We start from the raw sequence: 23,059 nt of genomic DNA, 5'->3' as shown, positions 1-23,059 counted from the left end.
CGTCAGGGGCGACATTCCCGAAGATGGTCGGCTTTACAAAGGCGCCGTGTTCAAGTCCTTCCACGGATCCTTCACCGCCAAACGCGAGTGTGGCATTCCCGGCGACGCCCATCGCGATGTAGCGCTTCACCCTCTCCTGTTGGGCCGCCGATGCCAATGGGCCGATGCGCGTATTCATATCAGTGGGATCACCCACCACGAAGTCCGTTGCGGCAGAAACCAATTGGTCAAGGATTTCGTCGTGCCGAGTTGCGGGCACCAGCATCCGGGTCCACGCTGTGCACGTCTGGCCTGCGTTCGTCCAGGCGTTGGCGAGTCCGACCTCGACAGCCGTCGGTATGTCGGCGTCCTCCAGAATGATGTTGGCTGACTTGCCACCTAGTTCTAGCGAGACGCGTTTGACTGTGCGAGCTGCCACCGCAGACACGAGCTTGCCCGCCCTAGTGGATCCAGTGAAAGAAATCATGTCGATGCCTGGGTGGGCTGCGATGGCTTCGCCGACGACGGGCCCTCTGCCGTACACGATGTTCAGAACTCCGGCTGGAAGCCCTGAATCTCGGGCGACGTCCGCGAGGATCCCCGCATTGGACGGCGCGACCTCACTGGGCTTTAGAACGACTGTGTTACCGGCGAGCAGCGCTGGCACGACTTTCGCAACGATTTGGTGCAGCGGGTAGTTCCAGGGGGTTATCGCGCCGACAACGCCGAAGGGCTCACGGATCACCAGGGAGTTGCCTATTTGCTGTGTCCAGCTGAAGGTTTCAGCTGCACCAGCAGCCGAGCCCGACGAGCGGATCGGTAGGCCGACCTGGACGGTCTGGGAAAACGAGATTGGCGAACCCATTTCGGCAGTGATGCTTTCGGCGATCTCGCAGGAGCGGGCTTCTAGCTCATTGGAGATCCGTTTAACAATAGCGACGCGCTCTGCAACAGGCGTGTCGGACCATCCCGGCAGCGCCGACCGCGCGGCTCTGACGGCATCGTCCACGTCGTGATTGGTGCCCTCGGGGATCCGGCCGACAATCGCGCCGTTCGCGGGATTGACAACTTCAATTGATTCCGCGTCACCGGCGATAGCCACGCCATCAATCCAATGCACTAGCAAGTTAACCGAATCCACTGACATGGATGAATGATGGCAGCAGACAATGGATTACGCAAGTAAATAGTGAATAGTCCAGTACGCCTGCGGCGTTCACGACCTGATATCGGCTAAGGCGGGGTGAAGATGCGGCCGAGAACTGATGACCCATCGTGGTCGGCAGTCCAAAGTTGTTCGGACGAAACGACTTACGCTGATGCTGCCGACATGGGGAATGCCGCTCTCCCTCCGGGAGGTGCCGCGGGAGTGCAGAGGGTGATGGTGTGTGACGCAGAAACGCTTCGCCGCTCCTCGAAGTGCAGGGCATCTCGACCGTGGGTATTGACCAACTGTAGCCCTGTGGCTACGATCGGTCAATGGACGCCACGACAGCGCGCGGGCAGTACTCGGTCCGCACGTCATGCGAATCCCGGGGTGTCTGTGTTGAGTTGTCCACTATCGATAGGCAGGACGAGAATGACCGCACAACTTCTCAGCGCCCGCGCTGTGCCACTCGATGAGCAGGAGCCGATAACCGCGGACTGGCGACGCATCGTTGAGCCGACGCGAAATTGGTACTACCCCGGCTCCGATACCGAACTCAATCTCGGTGCCGCGCAGGTAGTGATGCATGACGATGCACTGCAGCCTCGCCATTTCCACGCGATGGACCAGATCCGGTTCGTGACTGCAGGATCGATGTCCTACGGGCGCCGCCAACAAGCCGAAGCCGGCGACCTTGTGTATTTCCCAGAAAGTGTTCCCTACGGGCCCGTGCAGTACCGCGATGGCCATATGTTCGTTCTTCAATGGCCCGGCCCGAGCGTGAACGGCAAATTCATCGCCATCCACGAAATGCAGGCGGCGGCGAAGGAAATCGTCAAGGGCGGCGGTCAATTCGACAAGTCCAAGGGCGGGGTATTCGTGCACCCAGACGGCCGCGTGCAGGAGGGATACGAGGCGATCGCCGAGTTCATGAATGGTGGGCCGCTTACCTATAGCCCCCAACGTTTCGACAATCAGGTGCACGTCAAAAGCTCCGTGATCGACGCAGCTGAGGTCGACGGCGCTCCGGGAGTGACGATCAAGCACCTAGGGTTTTTCACCGAACGCGGTCCCAACGTAAAGCTGCTGCAATTCGCGGCTGGAGCAAGGCTGCCGGAGGCAGTGTCGCAGAGCCAGCAAGTGTGGGATGTCGTCAACGGCGCGATTACGTACGAAGGAAAAACGTACGGCAGTCGATCACTGCTTTATGTCTCGCCGGGCGCACACCGAGCTAGCGTCCTTGCCGAGGAAGACACCCAGTTGCTGGTCATTCACCTGTGCGCAAAGGGGGCGAGCGGAATGCCCTTCAGTGAATTCTGACCAACCTGCGTTCTGGATTCGACAGTGCAGCCTCGCGACCGGCGGCGGTGGATGTCACGCGTTCTTGGTTGTCGCGCCCACCGCCGCGCGATCACCAATTCAGTTGACTGACAATGTGTTCCAATAAAGGTCGCTGCGGAGGGCTGGACGTGCGAAGCCAATCGATTTCTGACTCGGGAAACGGGCTGTCATGACCTATGTCGTCACCGAAGCATGCATGGACGTGCTTGACAGGTCCTGCATAGAGGATTGCCCGGCGGACTGTATCTACCGAGGCGACCGCAAGATGTATATCAACCCTGTCGAATGCATCGACTGTGGAGCGTGCGAACAGGCCTGCCCGGTGGAGGCGGCAATGCCCGCCCGCATACTGCTTGGCACATCGGGAGAGTGGAATGTCGCCGACAATGCCGAGTTTTTCACGCACCCTTTGCCGGGGCGCAGCGCGGCACTGGGGACGCCGCGAGGTGCATCTCCGCTCGGTCCCATAGGCGTTGATACACAAGCCATCACCGTCTTGGCCGCGTGCGGCGAGCGGCAACCCGGTACGACGTATCCTTCGGGCGGAGGGGCTCAGCAGTGTTGAGCACGGCCACGACGGTCGTTGCGCGCACGGCGCGTCGAAGCGACAGGCCCAGCGATGACCTGACATGTGAGCACGGTGGTTGGACTAGGCGACGCCCGCACAGGACACGATAGTGACCGCTCCCGTAGTCCCGGCCGGCGCGAGCGGGCTGGCTCTGCTTCTGCTGGACTTTCAGTACGGGGTTCTTGACACCATCGCGAATTCGGCCGATGTCTTGTCGCGGGCGGAAGCGGCGCTGTGGTGGGCACGCCAGCAGCGAGTCCAAGTGGCCCACGTGCGGGTGGCCTTCACAGCAGAAGATTTCGAGAGGGTGCCGACTCACAACAAGGCTCTTCGGCAGGTTGTCGAGAGTCGAACATTTGCAGAAGGCAGCCCCGAGGCGGCGATCCATTCCCGCGTTGCTCCCCAAGGGGGCGAACTCGTGGTACGTAAGACGCGGTTTGGTGCATTCAGCACCACTGAGCTGCATCGCCTGCTGCAAGAGCTGGGCATAGATACGCTCATCCTGGCTGGCGTCTCAACGAGCGGTGTCGTGTTGTCAACGGTGCGGGATGCCCTCGATCGCGACTACGAAATCTACCTGTTGGCCGATACGATCGCCGACCACGACCCAAAGCTGCATGACGTTCTTGTCGAACGCCTTCTTCCGCAGTCGGTCAACGTGATCGATACTCGCGACTTGCCGAGCTTGGCCGGGGCTTGGAGCAATGCAACACCGAGCGACCGCGGCATCGGAACGGTGAGCCTCACGGATTTCCAAGATGATGAATAGTGCGAGTACGCCTGCGAAAGGTCGACTGTCAGAAGATGTCTGCGCTCAATTGGCACGAGACCTTTACCGAGCCAGCTGCGATCGGGTTTATGTGCCGCCAATCACCGAGACGCATCCTGATTGTGACCTCCCTAGCGCGTACGCGATCGCCAGTGCCGTCAACGATCTCAAGATCGCGTCAGGACAAGTCATCAAAGGACACAAGATCGGCCTGACCTCGCAAGTGACGCGTGATCTCGCCGGGGGCGAAGGGCCCGACTTTGGGACGCTGTTCGACGATATGTTCATCCCGGAGGAATCTTCGGTCTCGTGCGCGCGGTTCAACGCTGGCGTGGCCGTGGAGATCGAGATCGCTTTCGTACTCGGCAAGTCGCTGCGTGGACCGCGGGTCACCCCCGTCGATGTCATGCGGGCAACCGATTTCGTTCTGCCCGCGATCGAAATCGTCGACAGACGCTACTCTCGACGAGGCCCTGGCCCGCTAATCGTCGACAGCGTCGCCGATGGCGCGTGGTGTGGCGGTGTCGTTCTCGGGTCGATGCCCCGTAAGCTCAACCAGATTGATGTGCGCGGCGTCGGCGGCACGCTGACGATTGACGGCCGGCCAAGTGCCCACGGAGTCTCCTCAGCGGTAATGGGTAACCCGGTGCTGGCTGTCGTGTGGCTTGCGAACAAACTGGCGGAGTTTGGCGTAGCCATGGAGGAGGGCCACATTGTGATGTCAGGCTCGTTTACTACCTTGGTGCGTGTCTCGGCGGAAAATTCGATCGTGGCATCGTTCGACGGTCTCGGCGACGTCAAGTTTCATTTGACACACTGATTTGTGCTGTCGCAGCAAGACTGACCGGCGCGGCGGGCAGTTTCAGGTGATGGTGACGCCGCCGTCCACGACGATCGTTTGACCGGTCACGTATTAGGCGCCATTGAGGTTGATATCGATGACGTTGCGGAAATCCGGGTTGGCTGGTTCATCCCCCACCCACCAAACGAAGCGCAAAATCGACGTACTGCCATGTGATTTCGTTTTCGCTGAGTTCACCATCTTCGCGGAACCACACCGCCAGGCCCATACCGAGATCCAGGATCGCGTAGGAGGCAAGTCGTGGCGATGCCACGTGAAATTTCCCGACGGCCGCACCGTCGGTGATCAGCTTGCGGAATCTGGCCTCGTATTTGGCGCGCTGCGCGAGGATGGCATCTCGTTGTGGCTCTTCGAGACTGCGGATTTCGCGGTTGCCGACGAACGCCTCGAGTCGGTGACGGGCGTGATACCGCACATGCGCCTCGACGGCTCGGCGCAGCCGTTCGGTGGGGTCATCGGTACCGGCAATAGCGCGGTCATGCTCGCTGAGTAGCGCTGTCATGGTGCCCGCCATGATCTGAACGAGCAACTCCTGTTTGCAGGTGACGTGCTTGTACAAGCTGGGGCCGCGGATGCCCACCCAATTACCGATGTCAGTCATGGTGGTGGCCTCGTAGCCCTGTCGCGTGAACAGCTCGAGTGCTGCGCGGCGAATCTCCTCGGAGCGCACACTGCTCTTGCCGCTCATGACCTTCCTCCGTCAGCTAACACTAATTAGCTTTGGTGACCATACGCACAGTATTCCTGGGTTGACTACGCTGTATCAGTTGCGATCTCATATAGCTAATATACGTTAGCTTATAGGAAAGCGATGACGATCGGATTTTGGTCTCAAAATGACCGGCCGGCACTGCGTGCCGGACGCGTCGAATTGGGCGTTGGCATGTCGGACGGCTCATCAGGCACCGGCGGTAGCTGAGATGTCAGCTGCCGGGCTGGACCCGAGAACACCTGTGCTGATCGGTGTCGGGCAGGTCGCCGAGCGGCTCGAGGACCCCGGCTATGCCGGCTTGTCGCCAATCGCGTTGGCGGTCCAGGCGGCTCGCGCCGCGGTCGCCGACTCGCAAACGAATGCTGACGCGGTGATAGCCGCCGTCGACACCATCGCCGCCACCCGCCAGTTCGAGAACTCCTCGGCCCGCGCGGTTGCCCCGCTGGGTAAGTCGACGAAGTTCCCACTGTCGGTGGCACATCGGCTCGGTGCGGCACCGCAACGAGCAGTCCTGGATGTCGTTGGCGGACAGTCCCCCCAGCGCCTGGTCAGCGAGTTCAGTCGCGCGATCGCGGCGGGCTTGGCAGACGTGGTGCTGCTGGTGGGCGCCGAGGCAATCTCCACGATTCGCCATTACGCCGGTGCCGTGCACAAACCAGACTTCTCCGAGGATCCTGTCGGGTCTATCGAGGACCGTGGGTTCGGGTTGGCCGGTTTGGTCACACCGGCGCTGGTAGCCCACGGTGTCGGCGCACCGGCAACCCAATATGCGCTGCTGGAGAACGCACGCCGAGCCGCGCAGGGCCGTAGCCGGGCCGAGTATGCCGCGGCGATGGGCGAGTTGTTGGCCCCGTTCACCGAAGTAGCTGCCCGCAACCCATTTTCGGCTGCCCCGATCCGGCGCAGCGCGGACGAGCTGGTTACCGTTACCGAGCGCAACCGGATGATCGCCGACCCCTACCCACGTTTTGTGGTCGCGCGCGACCAAGTCAACCAAGGCGCGGCGGTCCTGTTGGCCTCGGCGGGTGCCGCCCAGCGCCTCGGGGTGGCGCACGATAAGTGGGTATTTCTGCATGGGCAAGCCGATCTGGTCGAGCGCACCCTGCTGCAGCGTGGGGAGCTCGGCCAGGCCCCCTCGGCGGGCGCCGCGGTGCGCCACGCACTGGCGGTCGCCCGATTGGGTCTTGACGACATCGACTTCTTTGACCTCTACAGCTGTTTTCCGATCGCTGTTTCCAACATCATCGACGCCTTGGGCCTGTCCGCGTCTGATCCGCGCGGCCTGACTCTGACCGGCGGGTTACCGTTCTTCGGCGGAGCCGGCAACAACTATTCGATGCACGCCATCGCCGAGGCCGTAGCCCGGGTACGAAGCCGTGCCGGCAGTTTCGCGTTGGTTTCGGCGAACGGCGGCATGCTGTCGAAAACATCTGTCGGCGTCTACAGCACCACTCCCACACCGTGGCGGCCTGATCGCAGTGCGCTGTTGCAGCGCGAGATCGACGACGCTGATGCGCCGACCGTGACCGAGCGTGCGAGCGGCTGGGCCACCATCGAGAGCTATACCGTCGCCTACGGCCGCAAGGGGACCACCGGGATAGTGATCGGGCGGCTGAAATCTGACGACAGCCGATTCGTCGCCAAAGTGGTAGAAGATGATGATGAGTTGTTGGGGATGCTGCAGAGCGCAGATGAGCCTGTGGGGCAGCCGATTTACGTGAGCGCACTCGACGCGGGAAACCGTGTCGGCATGTCAAGGCGCCCGGTCACCCACGACGCCTCCCACGGGGCGGTCGTCGTCGGGCCGTTACAGTGACCGCAGGCGCGTCGCGAGCTTGGGGGTGACAGAGCCGATGTCAGACGGGAGACTTCCGCTCGACGGCGTGCGGGTGGTCGACCTCACCGATGGTGTCGCCGCGGTGACCGGACGTTTTCTGGCCGATCTGGGTGCTGATGTGGTGCTCGTCGAACCGCCCGAGGGTGTGACCTCACGACGTGCTCATCCCCGGCACGACGGGCACGGCCTGCGGTTTGCGACCGGACACTTCAACAAACGCGGCATCGTGCTGGACCTCAGTAGCGCTGAGCAGCGCACCGCGTTGCTGCATCTGACCGATACCGCCGATGTGGTGCTGGAATCCCGACCCGTCGGTGAGTTAGACGCTTTGGGTGTGGGACCAAATGTCATGCGCCAACGCAACTCGGCACTTGTTGTGGTGTCCGTCACCGGTTTCGGCCAGACCGGCCCGTACCGCCGATGGCGCTCCAGTGAGGCGGTGCTGGTGGCGATGTCCTCCGCGTTGACCCGCTCGGGAGCGGCCCACCGCGAGCCGCTGGTCCCCCCGGGCGAGTTGGGCGGCCAAACAGCGGCCATCCACTGTGCCTTCGCGGCGCTGCTGGCTTATTACCACGCGCGCCGAACCGGGCACGGTCAGTACGTCGACTGCTCCCTGCTGGACCTGGTGGTGCAAGATCTTGACCCCGGTTTCGGGATGGGGGGGTCGGCCAGCGGGGGTCGACGACTTTCTGAGCAGCCGCCGGGACGGCCCGACCTACGGTTCCTGTATCCGGTCATTGCCTGCGCAGACGGCTATGTACGGATGTTCATCGGCTCGGCCAAGCAGTGGCGGGCCCTGCTCAGCTGGATGGGCAACCCTGCGGAGTTCACCGACGCAGCCTACGACCAGATGGGGATGCGGCATCGCAACTGGGCCGCGATCCGCAGCGCTATCGAGGAACTGTTCGCCGACAAGACGAGAGACGAGATCGTCGCGCGCGGCGCCGAACTGGGGATTGCGGTGGCGGCGCTGCACACCGCCGCGGAGATGCTTGACAACGATCATGTGCGCCAACGAGAGTCGTTCGCTTGGGTCGAGGTTGCGCCGAACCTGCATGGCGCGATGGCCAATGGCTGCGTCGCATTCGACGGCACCCGGATGGGCTTCCGGCATCGGGCCCCGCGCCTGGACGAGCACGCCGCCGAGATCGCGTCTCATCCGTATCGTCGACCACCCCACACCCGCTTTACATCGGTTCTGCGCCCGCTGCAGGGTATTCGGGTGCTGGACTTGGGAGTCATCGTGGTCGGCGGAGAGAGTGGACGGGAGTTGGCCGATCAGGGCGCCGATGTAATCAAGGTCGAAAACCGGGCATTCGTCGATGGGATGCGCCAGAGTGATCGGCCAGGTCGCTGTGGATACAATTTTGCGGTCGGCAATCGGGGTAAGCGAAGTCTGGGTCTGAATCTGCGCAGTGCTGCCGGCAAAAAGTTGTTCGGTGAGCTGGTCGCGAAATCGGATGTGGTACTGACGAATTTCCGGCCCGGGACCATGGAATCGCTTGCCTTGGGCTATGAGGAGCTGCGGGCCATCAACCCTCGGATCGTCATGGTGGAAAGCAGTGCCTTCGGCGCCAACGGCCCGTGGGCTACCCGCATGGGCTACGGGCCGCTGGTGCGGTCGGCGGTCGGCCTGACGGCACTGTGGCGACATCCCGACGCGCCGGACGGCTTCGGGGATCACAACACCGTCTATCCCGATCACGCTGCGGCCCGGGTGGGGACCGCCGCGGTGTTGGCTGCGCTGATCCAACGCGAGCGCACAGGTACGGGTTGTCGTATCGAACTGTCCCAGATGGACACCGTGTTCATGCAGATGGCCACCGAGTACCTGCGCGAATCGCTGCTGCCCGGAACGCTTGTCGCAGAAGGAAATTCCGGTGAATTTGACGCGCCATCGGGGGTATACCGGTGCGCCGGTGAGGATGCGTACTGTGCGGTGAACATCGACGGCGACGGCGACTGGGCCTTGTTGGCGGCTGCCATTGACCGCCCTGACCTGGCCGCCAACCCGGTCTATGCCACCGTGGCCGGGCGAGTCGCGCGCCGCGCAGAGCTCGACGCGGCGGTGGGGCACTGGGCGGCGCAACTTGCACCGGCGCAAGCCCAACAAATCCTGCAGGGCGCCGGCGTCGCCGCCGGCGCCGCCACACATGTGGGCGACCTGCTGACCGATCCGCACCTGGCTGCGCGATGCCAGCTCGGCACGCTTGTCCAGCCCGGCCACGACAAGCCCTTCGACGTCACCAGGGGTCCAGCGCTTTTCGACGCGATTCCCGAACCACTGCTGCGGGCCGCGCCGCTGCTAGGCGCCGCCACCCGCGAGATCTGCCGCGAGGTACTGACAATGAGCGACTCGGCCATCGATGAGCTGATCGACGCCGGGGTCTTGGAGGTGCAACAAACCCCCGCCTAGCCCCTCGGGTGCATTGACCTGATCAGTTCCAGCTGGGCGTATGAGCAAGGATGGCTTCGTGCGCTGCAGCGTGAACATCACCGTGGTGAACGGCGCTGACCGCGGTCGGCGTTTTGCAAGGGGTGAGGTCGGGGTCGCCGCAGGATGCTGTCTAAAGCCCGGGAAGCAGTACGGGTTTGATGATGTCACCGCTGATCACGGCTTTTTCAGCCTCGTTGATCTGGTCGAGTCCAAATGTGGTGATCAACCGATCGAACGGGAATTTGCCTTGCCGCCATAGCCGCAACAGCCGGGGGATGAAGGTCTGCGGCACGACATCTCCCTCGACGATGCCCGTCACGGTGCGGCCGACTGCCAGCGCGCCTGGAGGCAGGACCAACGCGTCGGTCGAAAGACCGACCAGCCCGCAGACACCGGTAGACCTGAGGAATCCGATCGCGGCTGCGATCGCCGCGGGAGCTCCTGTCGTGTCCAGGGCGTACTGAACGCCGCCGTCGGTAAGCGCACGTACTTGTGCGGTCGCGTCGCCGTCTGTACCCATGATCGTATGTGTCGCACCGAGTTCCCGCGCCAGATGCAGGCGCCCCACGCTCAGATCGATGGCGATGATCGGATCAGCACCACATAGTGTCGCGGCCATCACCGCGCTCAGGCCGACCGCCCCCACACCCACGATCACGACGCTCTCGCCGGCCCCGACTCCCAGAGAAAGAATCACTGCGCCTGCGCCGGTCTGGATTCCACATCCGAGCGGCCCGAGCAGCTCCAGCGGGAGGTCCTTGTCGACCTTGGTGACGTTGCGCGCCGCAACAAGGGCGTGCGTGGCAAATGAGGACTGCCCGAACCATCGCGCGAACACCGGCAGTCCGTGCTTGTCGTGCATCACAGCGGGTAGATGGGCGCGGGCATCACCAAAGTTGCGGCGCACGAAGCTGTCACAGTAAGCGGGGTGACCGGACAGGCAGTTAACACACCGACGGCATGAGTCGTAGGACAGCACAACATGATCGCCTGCCGCGATGCCGGCGGTGTTGGCGCCGACCGTCTCCACAACCCCGGACCCTTCATGCCCGACCACCAGAGGCAGCGCGCTGCGGGAGTGGATGGTGCGCGCCAGCAGGTCGGTGTGACAGTGGCCCACACCGACAATGCGCACCAAGATCTCCCCGGGCCCCGGATCGGCCAGCGTGACATCTTCGATCTCGTAGCGGCCGGTGCGATCGCGTAGCACGGCGGCGGTGATCTGCATGTTGGTCACACAGATCCGCCAGCGCCCGCGGCGGCAGCGCGTCGGGGCGTCAAGTCAGACACCGCTCGCCGCGGCCCCGCCCAGGACCGGACCGATGTCCACGTACACGCGGTATTCGGAGATGAGGTCACCCCGCATCCGAAACAAATTGCAACACGGCAAGGTGACCGTTCTGCCGTCAAGCAGGTGGTAGGAGACACGGAGCCGCACAAACCACACGTCGAAATCTTCGACAGCATGGAAGAGGTCGAGCACCTCATGGCGCAGCCCCACAATGGCCTGGCCGACCTGCGTGAACAGCGCCCGGAACGCAGTCTTGCCGGAGACCTCGGGCTGGTTACCGAATTGGGTGCTTACGTCGTCGGTCATGTGTGCGACCATCCCGTCCACGTCACCGGCGTCCATAGTCGCGAACACGTCCATGATCACTGCTCGCCGCATCGCGGGGATAGTGGCCAGGCCGCCGGCGTCGGATGTCGCTGCAACAGGGTCATTCATGATGCCTCCACCGATGATCACGGACGACCCGGCCGCACCCCAGGGGTGCCACCGACCCCGCCTGGGTTCGTTTGGGCGGCGCTGTTGAGGTCTGACATCGAGGCCGGTGGCGCGTGACCGTGGGAAGCACACCCAACGCTGTGGCGCTTGGCCCGGTCATCACCACGTGACTTCTGCTAGCTCAACATTCGCCTGATCGTGCCGGGAATCGCCCGTTGTTCCCGGCACGTCCGACTGTAGAAAACCGCCTCAGCCGCATGCCATCCGCTTCGCGCCGGACGGCATCCATATCTGGCTGCACTCCCGGCGTACCCGTGTTTAACGACTGCACCGGCCCTTAACCTCGAGGCGTGAATCGACGTGGTGAGCGGCTGCAACCCTGGCCGGGCCGACGCCATGATGGCGGCCGATATTCGCCGGTGATGCCCGACACGCCAGGCCTTCACGTCTGCGGCGCCTCAAGGCGAGCATCGACGAGCTTGGCCAGCCTGGATCGTGAATGCAGAACGTGTTGAACAGCAACGCAACACAGCTCGTACGGGATCCCGATGTGCTGCACCTTAGCCAGGGCCACACCCTGTGCACGGTGCTCGCCGACACTGCGGAGCGCTGCGGCGACGACCTCGCCTACTCCGATCGGCTGGGTCCGGCAGGGCAGCTGCGGACCCTGACCTGGCGACAGTTTCGCGTGACCACGCGCCGGGCCGCCGCCGCATTGATCGCCCGCGGTGTATCGGCCGGCGATCGTGTCGCGATCATGGCGTCCAACCGCATCGAACACATCGTTGCCGACGCAGCAGCCCTGCACGCCGGCGCGATACCGGTTCCGATCCACCTGACCGCCGCGGCCGAGCAGATCGCGGCGACCGCCGCGCAATGCACCCCCACGGCGTTGATCGTCGAAGCTGCGGAGCAGCTCGAACGGTGGGCACCGGCTCTTGCCGGACTCGATCAGCTCAAGCTGATCGTCAGCCTGGACGATTCCGTCCAGGAGTCCGACACCCACAGCTGGCAGAGGCTGATTGATGCGGGCGCGAGCTATCTCGACGATCACCCCCGTCAGTGCGAACTGCGTTGGCAGGCAGTCTCACCCGACGCGCCGGCCACGGTGGTGTTCACATCCGGAACCACCGGGGCCCCCAAAGGCGTGGTGCTCACTCACCGCAACGTGGTGTATGAGGCCAACGCGTTGCTGGCTGTCAACAACCTGACCGATGGCGGCAGCTCGGTGTCCTACCTACCGTTTGCCCACATCGCCGAACGGATGTTGAGCATGTATCTGCCGTACGTGGCCGGTGGCCATGTCCGGCTGTTGGCCGACGCATCCGAACTTGCCCAGGAATTACGTGAACTGCGGCCGAGCCGGTTCTTCGGCGTGCCGCGAATCTGGGAAAAAATTCAAACCCTGCTCCACGACGGCGGTGCGGCCACTGACGAATTCAACACCGCCGAAGTGCAAGCGGCACTGGACACCGGCCGTCGTTACGTCACCTCGCACCAAAATGGTTCGGCCGCCTCGCCCGGGCTGCTCGAGGAGTTCGCACGCGCCGACGCACAAATCTTGTCAGGTCTGCGATCGCGTGCGGGTCTGGACCGATTGCGGTGGGCCGCCACCGCCGCCGCGCCGATGCCCGAACAGACGTTGACGTTTTTTGCCGGGTTGGGCATCCGCATCTACGACGCGTATGGGATGACCGAGACCTGCGGGACGGCCACCACCAACACCGAGGCCGCCTACCGCCTGGGCAGTGTCGGACTGCCGCTGCCCGGCGTGCAGGTCGACATCGCAGAGGACGGCGAGATCCTCCTGCAGGGCCCGACGGTGTCACCGGGCTATTACGGGCAACTCGTGCCCGGCGCTGACTCGTCGGCGAACACACGATGGCTGCACACTGGCGATCTGGGCCGTCGCGACGCCGACGGATTCCTTTTCATCGTGGGGCGCAAGAAGGAAATGATCATCACGTCCTCGGGTAAGAATATCGCGCCCGCCGCCCTGGAACTGCTGTTGCTGGAGTCCGAATTCATCAGCAACGTAATCGTCTACGGCGACCGCCGGCCCTTTCTGGTCGCGCTGATCACCATTGACGCAACGGCGGTGCACGCCGCCACGGTTGGCGGGTCTACGGCTCCTGACATTGACGATCTGATCGCCAGCACTCGGGTTCGCACTCTCATCCAGGAGGCTGTCGATCGCGCCAACGCCCGAGTGTCACGTCCGGAGCAGGTGAAGAAGTTCGCACTGCTGCCCGAGCAGTGGACACCGCAGGGCGGGCAGCTGACGCCGACGCTGAAGCTGCGGCGCGAGGTGATCGTGACCCGCCACCGTCGGCTGCTCGACGACCTCTACGGAGGCCCCACACGGGAGCGCAGCGAATGACGGCCGCTGAGCTGCTGGAGCGGCCGCGGCTGTTCATCGACGGGCAATGGCGTGACACGACCGGTTCGTCTGCCGTCGTGTTCGAGGCGTCGTCCGAACAGCTTCTAGGACGGGTGGCCCTTGCCGAGGGCTCCGACGTGGACGCCGCGGTAGGCGCCGCTCGCAAGGCGCTGCGAGGCCCATGGGCGGCAATGGACGTGCAGGAGCGCTGCGCGCTGCTCGACCGGTTCGCCGGCGCTCTCAAGTCCCGTGCGCAAGAGACCGCCGAGTTGGTCAGCCGTGAGAACGGCATGCCGATCGCGCTGTCGCGGGTTGCCAACGGGTTCAGTCCGGCCGCGATCTTCCGTTACTACGCACGCCTGGCGCCGACACAGCCGGCGCGCGACGTGCGCACCAGCAAGACCGGTCGCCGCACGCTGGTGCAGCGCGACCCGGTGGGCGTGGTCGCCGCGATCACCCCGTGGAACTATCCACAGGGGCTCGCGGCGATGAAGTTGGCTCCGGCTCTGGCCGCCGGTTGCACCGTTGTCCTTAAGCCGGCGCCCGAAACCGCGCTGGACGCTTACGCTTTCGCAGAAGCCGCAGTGGAGGCAGAACTGCCCGCGGGGGTGCTGAATATCGTGCCAGGTGGGCGCCAGACCGGCGCGGACTTGGTAGCTCACCGCGGCGTGGACAAAGTCGCGTTCACCGGCTCGACGAATGCCGGCCGCGAAATCGGAGCGGCGTGCGGCGGGCTGTTACGGCCGGTCACCCTCGAGCTCGGCGGGAAATCCGCGGCGATTTTGACCGACAGCGCCGATCTTGGGGATTTCCTGCAGCAGCTGCCGGCGGTGTGCCTGCCCAACAACGGGCAGACCTGCCATGCCAGCACCCGCATCCTGGCGCCCCGGGCCCGTTATCGCCAGATCGTCGACGCAATCACCGACACCGTGCGGGCCTTACGGGTCGGCGACCCCTTAGGGGAGGACACCCAGATCGGTCCGCTGGTCAGTGCCGCCCACCGCGAACGTGTCCTGGGCTTCATCGAAGCTGGTCGGCAAACCGCGGCACGGATCACCACCGGCGGGTCGGTACCGGCCGACCGAACTCGCGGTTTCTACGTGGCGCCAACAGTATTCGCCGATGTGGATAATTCATCGGTGATTGCACGCCAGGAGATCTTCGGGCCGGTGCTGTGCATAACGGCCTATGACCACATCGATGACGCGGTCGCGCTGGCTAACGACTCCGACTACGGGTTGGCAGCCACAGTGTGGACAGCCGATGAGGCCACCGGTATCACTCTGGCCCAGCAGCTCGAGAGCGGTACCGTCGGTGTCAATTGCTATGAGCTCGACGTGGCTGCACCATTCGGCGGAATCAAAGCCAGCGGCATTGGCTCTGAGCTGGGTCCCGAAGGGCTACAGGCCTACCTGCAGCCCAAGACGGTGTATCTGCCGTCCGCCGCCGCGCACAGAAGCTGATCGCCGACCTGTGACAGGGCCAGGCCCAGAGAGGCCCCGGCCATCGGAGGATTCCATCTCTCCCTCGCCCGCAGGCACACTGCGAGATCACGTTCGGCCAGCGGCGGATTACTCCTTGCGTAAACTGGCTGTCCCGCCTGACTTTAGCCACTTATGTTGAGTTCCATCGAACGTTCACCCGCGGGGTGAGCCACGCTCCAGTCAGTCAGGATGGCACTTGTCTAGCATCGTCGATAGCTCAACAAGCGCGGTCGAGCGCGACCGCAATCGTCAGCTCGCCTCGAGATACGAACTGGAGCGGAGCAAAAGGCTCAACGCCAAAGGCAACGCACAGTACATCGCCGTCGAAGGCCAGTTCGAAGATTTCGCCCGCGATCCCAACGTCACCGACACCATCATTCGCGACCCGTCGGTGGAGACGGTCGACGTGCTCATCGTCGGCGGCGGCATTGCGGGGATCCTGACATCGGTGGAACTGCGCCGCGCCGGGATCAGCAGCTTCCGACTCATCGAAAAAGGGGCGGACTTCGGCGGGACCTGGTACTGGAACCGTTATCCCGGAATCGCCTGCGATTGTGAGTCTTTGATCTACTTGCCGCTGCTGGAGGAGTTCGACTACACGCCGTCGGTCAAGTACGCACCGGGTGCCGAGATCGCCGCCCATCTGCGGGGCATCGCCGAGAAGTACGAGCTGTACGAAAACGCCTACCTGCAAACGCAAGTCAGCGATGTCCACTGGTCGGATCACGACTCGCGGTGGGTCGTGTCCACTGACCGCGGTGACCAGATCCGGGCGAAGTTCCTGGTGCTGGGCAGCGGGCCGCTGCACCGGCCCAAGCTGCCTGGGATCCCGGGTATCCGCGATTTCAAGGGCAAGCAGTTCCATAGCAGCAGATGGGATTACGACTACACCGGCGGCGGCCCCAGCGGGGGGCTTGACCGGCTGCGCGGCAAACGCGTCGCCGTGCTCGGAACCGGGTCCAGCGGGATTCAGATCGTGCCGATGTTGGCCCGAGATGCCGGACATCTGTATGTCGTTCAGCGCACCCCTTCAATCATTGACAGCCGCGACAACGCCCCCCTCGAGGCGGGCTGGGTGGCGCGCCAGGACCGTGGATGGCAGCGGCGACGGATGGAGAACTTCGACGCCATCCTGGCCGGGATGCCCGAGGACGTGGATCTGATCGGCGATCAATGGACCACGATCTGGGGTGGGGGCGCTGAGGCCCGTGCCGCCGGTTCACCCGAAGCCGCCGCGGCGCTGTTGGAAACGATGGATTTCGCGCAGATGGAGCGCATCCGAGCACGCGTGGACGAAATAGTCGAGGACCCTGCTACCGCCGCGGCGCTCAAGCCGTATTACGGCCGGTTTTGCAAACGACCCGGATTCAACGACGACTATCTGCCGACGTTCAACCGCCCCAACGTCACGCTTGTCAACACTGAAGGCAGGGGTCTTGACCGGATCACCGAGACGGGCATTGTGTTCGACGGACGCGAATACGACGTTGATTGCATCATCTACGCCACCGGCTTCGAATTCGGCGTGGCTGCAACCCGATCGGGCGGATTCGAAGTCCACTCGCCCACCGGCCAGACACTTTCGGAGCATCGCTCCGAGGGCGTGCGTTCGCTGCACGGAATCTACGTCAACGGGTTTCCGAACCTGTTCATCATCGGTGGGCTGCACCAGGCGGCTGTGTCGATCAATCAGCCGCTGGTATTCGGTGACCAGGCCGCCCATGTCGCGCACGTGATCGACCACGGGCTGCGCCGCGGCGCAACCACCGTGGAGGTGCGACCCGAGGCGGAAAAACGTTGGGGTGAAGTGATCGCCGAGAAGTCCACCTTCAATCCCGAAGCCAGTCGCAACTGCACCCCCGGCGCGTACAACAATGAAAACGGCGACGCCAAGCAAGAACCCAGCGTGTTCGCAACCGCCTATGGTGGGGGCCCCATCGAGTACGTCGGCCTGCTCGCGGCCTGGCGGTCCGACGGGATGACACGCGACCTGGAATTCGGATTCGCCGCCCCCACCGACCAGAGCCATGGTCACGATGTCTGAATCGCCGACCGGCACGATGGACCCGAATGCCAGCGACAATGCGGCGGCGAGCCGAGCGCTGCGGCAAGGCGATCTGCGCGACGATCCGCGCGCCGATCCACGCATGGTTGCGGCGCTGGCCGCATTCGGTCTCGACCGCCAATCGCCACCGCTACCCGTCGCGGCGGATTCGCCACGCGAGGCGCTGTTGGACTACGCGGCCCAAACCGAGGCGGGCTTCGGCGGACTGTTCGACGCGCTGCTGGCGGGGCTGGCACCCGTCACGGGAGTCTCGCAGGAGACCGCCATCATCACCGGCCCCGACGGTAACGACATCTCGTTGCGCATCCATCGACCCACCCTCCAGCCCAGCAACCGACCGCTGCCCTGTGTGGTGCATTTTCACGGCGGTGGCGGGGTCATCCTCGGCGCCTCCGACCCATGCTACGAACGCTGGCGCGACGAACTGGCCGCTCAGGGGACCGTGGTCATCGGGGTGGAGTTCCGCAACGGCGCAGGCAAACTTGGCAATCACCCGTACCCGGCCGGCCTCAACGACTGCACGGCGGCCACCATGTGGGCGCTGGAGCACCGCACCGACCTGAATGTTGACCCCGTCGTAGTGGCAGGGGAGTCCGGCGGCGGGAACCTGGCACTGGCGGTGGCTTTGAGGGCCAACCGCCAACAGTGGAGCCGCCGACCCGACGGCGTGTACGCGATCGCCCCCATGATCGCCAGCCCCTGGGACAAACCCGCGGACCTGCCGTCGCAAACCGAAAATGACGGCTATCTGATCTCCTGCGCGCTGCTGGCGGTGATGGGCACACTGTATGACCCACTGGCGACCCACGGTGACGAAGCGCTGTGCTGGCCCCAGCGCGCCAGCGACGCCGACCTTGTCGGGCTGCCCGCACACGTGGTCTCGGTCAACGAACTCGATCCACTGCGCGACGAAGGGCTGAGCTACCAGCGTCGCCTGCTGCGCAACGGTGTCAGCGCCGTCGGGCGCATGGTGGCCGGCACCGTGCACGCTGGTGACGTGTTCTTCGCCGCCGCCATGCCCGATGTGTACGCCGCCACGATCCGCGACGTCCGCGGGTTCGCCGCTCAGCTCTAACCACGGCAGCGGGCGGTCCGCTGCACGAACGCGTTTAAGGAGACATGGTGACCACAGACATCACCGTCCCGGTGCTCATCGTCGGAGGTGGCGGAGCGGGACTCACCGCGTCAATGTTGTTGTCGCAGCTAGGCGTCGAGACACTGCTGGTATCGCGCTATGCCGAGACATCGCGGCTGCCCAAGGCTCATGTGCTCAACCAACGCAGCATGGAGATTCTCACCGACATCGGAGTGGCCCCCAACATCCTGGCCCGCAGTGCGCCCGTGGAGAACATCCGCACGGTCTCCTGGTACTCGGGTTTGGCCGGTGAGGGCCCCCCGGAGCGCCACGGCCGCCGACTGGCCTCTGCCGAAGGATGGGGCGGCGGCTATACCGACCCCGACTACATCGCCGCGAGCCCGTGTCCATCGGCAAACCTGCCCTTGATACGGCTGGAACCCATCCTCAAGGAATTCGCCGAATCTCGCGCTGAGGGCATCGTTCGGTTCTTTCATGAGCTGATCGATCTCGAGCAGGACGGTGACGGTGTCACCGCCACGATCTTGGACCGCTCCACCAACGAGCAGTACCGGGTGCGGTGCTCCTATCTGCTCGGTGCCGACGGCGGGCGCACCGTTGGGGACCTCGTCGGGATCCCGATGGAGGGAATCACCAACCTGCGTCACGTCGTCAACGCCCACATTTCGGCCGACTTGTCGGGTTACTTCAGCGACGACGACTCGATGATCCGTTGGGTTTACAACCCCGATGTCACCGAACACCTCGATTACGGCTGTGTGCTTATCGGTGTGGGGCCCGACCATTGGGGGTCGCGGTCCGAAGAGTGGCTGGCCGTGCTGCCTTACCCCTATGAACATCCCGATGCCTCTGACCCGGCCAAGGTGATCAAACGTGTCGGCGAGTCGCTGGGAATACCCGATTTTGCCCCGACCGTGCACAACGTCAACAAATGGGTGATGGAAGGTGTTCTAGCGGAACGCTTCTCAGCCGGACGAGTGTTTCTGCTCGGCGACGCCGCCCACCGCCACCCGCCCACCGGAGGACTGGGCCTCAACAGCGCCTTCCACGATGCCTACAACCTGTGCTGGAAGCTGGCCGCAGTGCTGCAGGGACGCGCGGGCCCCGCGCTGTTGGATAGCTACGAGGCTGAACGCCGGCCCGTTGATTTCGTCAACATCCTGACGGCGGTCTCCGCAGCGATGAACCACGACACGGTGGTCAACGCGCTGGGATTGTCGCCGGCGAAATCGGTCGAGGAGAACTGGGAGGCGCTGCGTCCACTGTGGGACGACCTGCCCGATTCCCCGCGCCGCCGACACAAGCTTGGTGAGGCCGTGGCATCCCATAGTTACGAATTCCGCCAGCACGGCGTCGATTTCGGATACACCTACAGTTCGGCGGCCATCGTGGACGATTCGTCCCCGGAACCCGTCCGAATTGACCCGGTTCGCATTTACCAACCAAGCACCAGACCCGGAAGCTCGCTGCCGCATGCCTGGGTCGAACGCGAAGGCCGCCGCCTCGCCCTCGGATCGCTGGTGCATGGCGGCCATTTCGTGCTGATCGCCGGTGAAGACGGTCTGGACTGGGTAGAAGCCGCATCGAAGATCGCCGCTGAGCGCAATATCCCGCTGCGGACCACGCGAGTGGGGTTCGTCGATGTCGACCATGTTGACGTTCGCTGCGCCTGGCTCAAACATCGCGGGGTGAGCTCGGCCGGCGTTGTGCTGGTCCGCCCCGACAGGTTCATCGCGTTTCGCTCCACTGAGGCGGTCAGCGATCCCGCGGCGGTGCTCAACGCCGCGTTCGATCAGATTCTTGCCACCAACGAAAGGTGAAGTGAGCCATGCGTATCGGAAATCTTGACGGCCGATTGAACCTCTTCCGCGATGGCGGCGCCGTCGACGTCGAGCGGGCCAGTGGAGGAACGTTTTCGTCTGACCCGCAAGCGGTGTACCGGCGCTGGGATGAATTCTGCCAGTGGGCTGCCCAGCAGCCAGGCACACCCCAGCCGTACTCGCCCGAGGAGCTTGGGCCGCCGGCGCCACGACCTGAACAAGTCTTCGGCATAGGAGCCAACTACCGCGCTCACGCCGCCGAGGGCGGTCTGGACGTGCCGGAATGGCCCATGGTGTTCACCAAGTATGTCTCGTCGTTTGCGGCGCCCAACGGCGTGGTCACGCTGCCTGCTGACACCGTGGACTGGGAGGTCGAGCTGGTAGTCGTAGTGGCCCGCACTGCGTTTCACGTCCCCCCCGAACGGGGCTGGGACTACGTCGCTGGGCTCACCCTCGGCCAGGACCTCTCGGAACGCACCACCCAATTGCTCGGACAATTGCCGCAGATGAGTATGGGCAAGTCTTTTCCCGGGTTCAGTCCTACCGGCCCCTTCCTGGTCACCCCCGACGGATTCGACGACCCCAGTGATCTGCAGCTGAGCTGCCTTCTCAACGGAGACGTTGTGCAGAAGGCGTCCACCGCCGACTTGGTCCATACGGTTCCCAAGCTGATCGCCGAGCTGTCCTCGGTGCTTCCGCTGAGCCCCGGCGACGTCATCTTCACCGGAACCCCGGAGGGTGTCGGGCACACTCGCCAACCTCCGCGCTACATACGGCCCGGCGACGTGCTGGTCAGCCGGCTGGAGGGCGTGGGGGAGATGCGCCACACGTTCGTGGCCGCCTCCGCCCAGACTTCATCACCACGAAAGGACGTGTGACATGTCACTACAGCGGCTCACCCACCTCAAGATCGGCGTGCCCAACCTCGATGAAGCCGCGACGTTTTACGCCGACTTCGGGTTGACCCCGGTACCGGGACACACCACGGCCTCCGAACGGCGGTTCAGCACCGTGGACGGCGGCGAACAGCTGGTCCTGGTGCACTCACCGATTCGTCGGCTCGTCGAAATCGGGGTGGCCGCCCAGTACCGCGACGACCTGCACAGCATTCAGTCACGACTGGCGCGCCTGGACGTCGATGCGCGCGTGAACGGCTCGGAACTGGCCACCGTCGAGCCCGCGACTGGAATCGCGGTCAAGATTGCGCTAGCCGAGCCGCTGCAGCAGAAGTGCCAGATCGCCGAACAGAATTACCCAGGCGACATCCGCCGCCCCGACGTGCGGGCACCCGCGCTGTATCGCGAGACACGAGTGCGCCCCCGCAAGTTGGGTCACGTGGTGTTCGGGTCCACCGACTACCACACGTCCAAACGATTCTTCATGGAAGGCTTGGGGTTTCGGATCAGCGACGAAGTCCAAGACATCGGCGCCTTTATGCGGTGCTCACCTGATCACCACAATGTTTTGGTGCAGGCCGCACCCGTACCACATCTGCATCACACGTCCTGGGAAGTCGACGACATCGACGAGATCGGTCGCGGCGCACAGGATCTGCTCGCAGAGCATCCCGAGCGCCACGTGTGGGGCATCGGGCGCCACTGGATCGGGTCGAACTACTTCTGGTACTTCCGTGATCCGGCGGGCAACATGACCGAGTACTACTCCGACATGGACGAGATCATCGACGATCAGATCTGGGAACCCGGTATCTGGGGATTGGACAAATCGCCCAACCATTGGGGTCCGCCCATGCCGCCGTCAATGATCAAGCCAGATGACCTGGCTGAGTTGATGGCCGGACTGCACTGAATCAAAGGCAGTCATGGCCAAAATCAGCTATCCCGATCCAGCCGAGATTCCCGAGCCACTGGCGGGCATCCTCGCCGCGATGCCCAGTGTTGCCGCCATCGATATGCTGGCCCACTCACCGGTACTCACCGAGCACTTTCTGCGGCTGGCCCAGGCGCAGTTCACCGCTTTGGAACTGCCCGAGCGCGCACGCGAGCTGGTCACCCTCACTGTTGCCGCGAAGGGTCGCTGCGAGTTCGAGTACCAACAGCACATCCCGATTTCGGCTGCCGCGGGCGTTGATCCTGTTCTGCGGCAAACTATCTGGGATGGCACCGTCAACCCGGCCGCCTTGCCCGAGGCCGAAAATGTGTTGATCGGGTTTGTGACCGATGTACTGAACCGACCCCGGGTAAGCGCTCGGCGCCTTGCCGCCCTGCAGCGTTTCTATCCGCCACGCCAGATCGTGGAGATCGTTCAGTTGATCGGCTTCTACTGGGGCTTCGGCAGGATCTGCACCGTGCTGGACATTGAAGTCCAGAAGCCGACCACCCTCGACGCGTTTGAGGCGGTAGCCAACCTCGATGCGGGATAGGCGTTCCGGGGCGAGGCTTGCATAGCTCTGTCAGTGTTGGCCGCCGGCCGCGCAGCCCGATCTCAGGCTGGTCGTGCTGTGCTGCAGGGTGATTAGTCCTGGCTCCGAGCCGCGGGTGTCGGCCGCCGGCCATGCAGCGTTTCAGAGGGCTTGCGGCCGAACCGGCGCGCATAGTCCGCAGCGAACCGGCCATAGTGGCCGAAGCCCCACTTGCGCGCGACGGTGCTTGCCGTGGTCACCTCGGGGTCGGCGCCCAGGAGTTCGTCGTGGGCCCGCGCCATGCGCACCTGACGCAGGTAGGCCATCGGGGGTATGCCCACGTAGCGGTGAAAGCCGTTGTCGAGTGCACGGACGCTCAAACCCACCGACGCTGCGATGTCGGCGACCGTATCGATCTCGGTGGGCTGACTCTCGATCAGTTCCAGCGCGTTGCGGATCGGCTTAGAGCCCGGC

19 protein-coding genes are annotated in these 23,059 nt (G+C 64.0%); 14 read left to right on the top strand and 5 right to left on the bottom strand.

Features of this window, described 5'->3' with window-relative positions; translation table 11 throughout:
• On the bottom strand, positions 1–1,126 hold a 1,126-nt coding region (locus tag WAN02_RS12865), incomplete at its 3' end, for an aldehyde dehydrogenase family protein (RefSeq protein WP_422264560.1).
• Positions 1,127–1,588: 462 nt separating this feature from the next.
• Here WAN02_RS12865 and WAN02_RS12860 point away from each other — a divergent pair.
• The 4 genes from WAN02_RS12860 to WAN02_RS12845 all read left to right on the top strand — a co-directional run bounded on the left by WAN02_RS12860 (position 1,589) and on the right by WAN02_RS12845 (position 4,624).
• The gene (locus WAN02_RS12860; protein WP_422264559.1) at positions 1,589–2,446 is read left to right on the top strand and encodes a hypothetical protein; all 858 of its coding nucleotides are present in this window, start codon (positions 1,589–1,591) and stop codon (positions 2,444–2,446) included.
• 190 nt (positions 2,447–2,636) lie between these two features.
• Positions 2,637–3,032: an indolepyruvate ferredoxin oxidoreductase subunit alpha gene (locus WAN02_RS12855; protein ID WP_422264558.1), complete on the top strand. Its 396-nt coding sequence runs from the start codon at positions 2,637–2,639 to the stop codon at positions 3,030–3,032.
• A gap of 112 nt (positions 3,033–3,144) precedes the next feature.
• The gene (locus WAN02_RS12850; protein ID WP_422264557.1) at positions 3,145–3,804 is read left to right on the top strand and encodes a cysteine hydrolase family protein; all 660 of its coding nucleotides are present in this window, start codon (positions 3,145–3,147) and stop codon (positions 3,802–3,804) included.
• Positions 3,805–3,895: 91 nt separating this feature from the next.
• A complete protein-coding gene (locus WAN02_RS12845) occupies positions 3,896–4,624 on the top strand; it encodes a 2-keto-4-pentenoate hydratase (protein ID WP_422264556.1) in 729 nt (242 codons plus the stop codon).
• A 148-nt stretch (positions 4,625–4,772) separates the two neighbouring features.
• On the opposite strand, the gene WAN02_RS12840 is transcribed toward WAN02_RS12845, so the two are convergent.
• Positions 4,773–5,354: a TetR/AcrR family transcriptional regulator gene (locus WAN02_RS12840; protein ID WP_422264555.1), complete on the bottom strand. Its 582-nt coding sequence runs from the start codon at positions 5,352–5,354 to the stop codon at positions 4,773–4,775.
• 232 nt (positions 5,355–5,586) lie between these two features.
• On the opposite strand from WAN02_RS12840, the gene WAN02_RS12835 reads away from it, so the two are divergent.
• Both WAN02_RS12835 and WAN02_RS12830 read left to right on the top strand, forming a co-directional pair.
• Positions 5,587–7,194 carry an acetyl-CoA acetyltransferase gene (locus tag WAN02_RS12835; RefSeq protein ID WP_422264554.1) on the top strand — a complete coding sequence of 536 codons (1,608 nt, stop codon included), beginning with the start codon at positions 5,587–5,589 and terminating at the stop codon, positions 7,192–7,194.
• Positions 7,195–7,231: 37 nt separating this feature from the next.
• Entirely contained in the window at positions 7,232–9,631 is a 2,400-nt protein-coding gene (locus tag WAN02_RS12830) for a CaiB/BaiF CoA transferase family protein (protein WP_422264553.1), read from the top strand.
• A 151-nt stretch (positions 9,632–9,782) separates the two neighbouring features.
• On the opposite strand, the gene WAN02_RS12825 is transcribed toward WAN02_RS12830, so the two are convergent.
• Positions 9,783–10,880: an NAD(P)-dependent alcohol dehydrogenase gene (locus WAN02_RS12825; RefSeq protein WP_422264561.1), complete on the bottom strand. Its 1,098-nt coding sequence runs from the start codon at positions 10,878–10,880 to the stop codon at positions 9,783–9,785.
• A gap of 54 nt (positions 10,881–10,934) precedes the next feature.
• A complete protein-coding gene (locus WAN02_RS12820; protein ID WP_422264552.1) occupies positions 10,935–11,378 on the bottom strand; it encodes a nuclear transport factor 2 family protein in 444 nt (147 codons plus the stop codon).
• Positions 11,379–11,877: 499 nt separating this feature from the next.
• On the opposite strand from WAN02_RS12820, the gene WAN02_RS12815 reads away from it, so the two are divergent.
• The 8 genes from WAN02_RS12815 (at position 11,878) to WAN02_RS12780 (ending at position 22,606) form a co-directional block, all read left to right on the top strand.
• Complete coding sequence (locus WAN02_RS12815; RefSeq protein WP_422264551.1) at positions 11,878–13,758, top strand: AMP-dependent synthetase/ligase; 1,881 nt, start codon at positions 11,878–11,880, stop codon at positions 13,756–13,758.
• Positions 13,755–15,221: an aldehyde dehydrogenase gene (locus WAN02_RS12810; protein ID WP_422264549.1), complete on the top strand. Its 1,467-nt coding sequence runs from the start codon at positions 13,755–13,757 to the stop codon at positions 15,219–15,221. The genes WAN02_RS12815 and WAN02_RS12810 overlap by 4 nt, the downstream gene beginning before the upstream one ends.
• A 217-nt stretch (positions 15,222–15,438) precedes the next feature.
• Positions 15,439–17,286 carry a flavin-containing monooxygenase gene (locus tag WAN02_RS12805; protein ID WP_422264548.1) on the top strand — a complete coding sequence of 616 codons (1,848 nt, stop codon included), beginning with the start codon at positions 15,439–15,441 and terminating at the stop codon, positions 17,284–17,286.
• Positions 17,279–18,382, top strand: coding sequence for an alpha/beta hydrolase fold domain-containing protein (locus WAN02_RS12800; protein ID WP_422264547.1), 1,104 nt, complete (start codon positions 17,279–17,281; stop codon positions 18,380–18,382). Before WAN02_RS12805 ends, WAN02_RS12800 begins: the two co-directional genes overlap by 8 nt.
• Before the next feature lie 47 nt (positions 18,383–18,429).
• Positions 18,430–20,223 (top strand): FAD-dependent monooxygenase, encoded by a 1,794-nt coding sequence (locus WAN02_RS12795; protein WP_422264546.1) that lies wholly within the window; start codon positions 18,430–18,432, stop codon positions 20,221–20,223.
• 8 nt (positions 20,224–20,231) lie between these two features.
• Complete coding sequence (locus WAN02_RS12790; RefSeq protein ID WP_422264545.1) at positions 20,232–21,101, top strand: fumarylacetoacetate hydrolase family protein; 870 nt, start codon at positions 20,232–20,234, stop codon at positions 21,099–21,101.
• A 1-nt stretch (position 21,102) separates the two neighbouring features.
• Positions 21,103–22,032: a VOC family protein gene (locus WAN02_RS12785; RefSeq protein ID WP_422264544.1), complete on the top strand. Its 930-nt coding sequence runs from the start codon at positions 21,103–21,105 to the stop codon at positions 22,030–22,032.
• Between the two features lie 13 nt (positions 22,033–22,045).
• Positions 22,046–22,606 carry a carboxymuconolactone decarboxylase family protein gene (locus WAN02_RS12780; RefSeq protein ID WP_422264543.1) on the top strand — a complete coding sequence of 187 codons (561 nt, stop codon included), beginning with the start codon at positions 22,046–22,048 and terminating at the stop codon, positions 22,604–22,606.
• A 92-nt stretch (positions 22,607–22,698) separates the two neighbouring features.
• Here the strand turns inward: WAN02_RS12780 and WAN02_RS12775 are convergent.
• Positions 22,699–23,059 (bottom strand): helix-turn-helix domain-containing protein (locus WAN02_RS12775; RefSeq protein WP_422264542.1); only part of this gene is annotated, 361 nt, incomplete at its 5' end.

The organism is Mycobacterium sp., assembly GCF_049281135.1.
GTDB lineage: Bacteria > Actinomycetota > Actinomycetes > Mycobacteriales > Mycobacteriaceae > Mycobacterium.
Note: the sequence above shows the minus strand (reverse complement) of the source record. Positions and strands in the feature narration are given on the sequence as shown.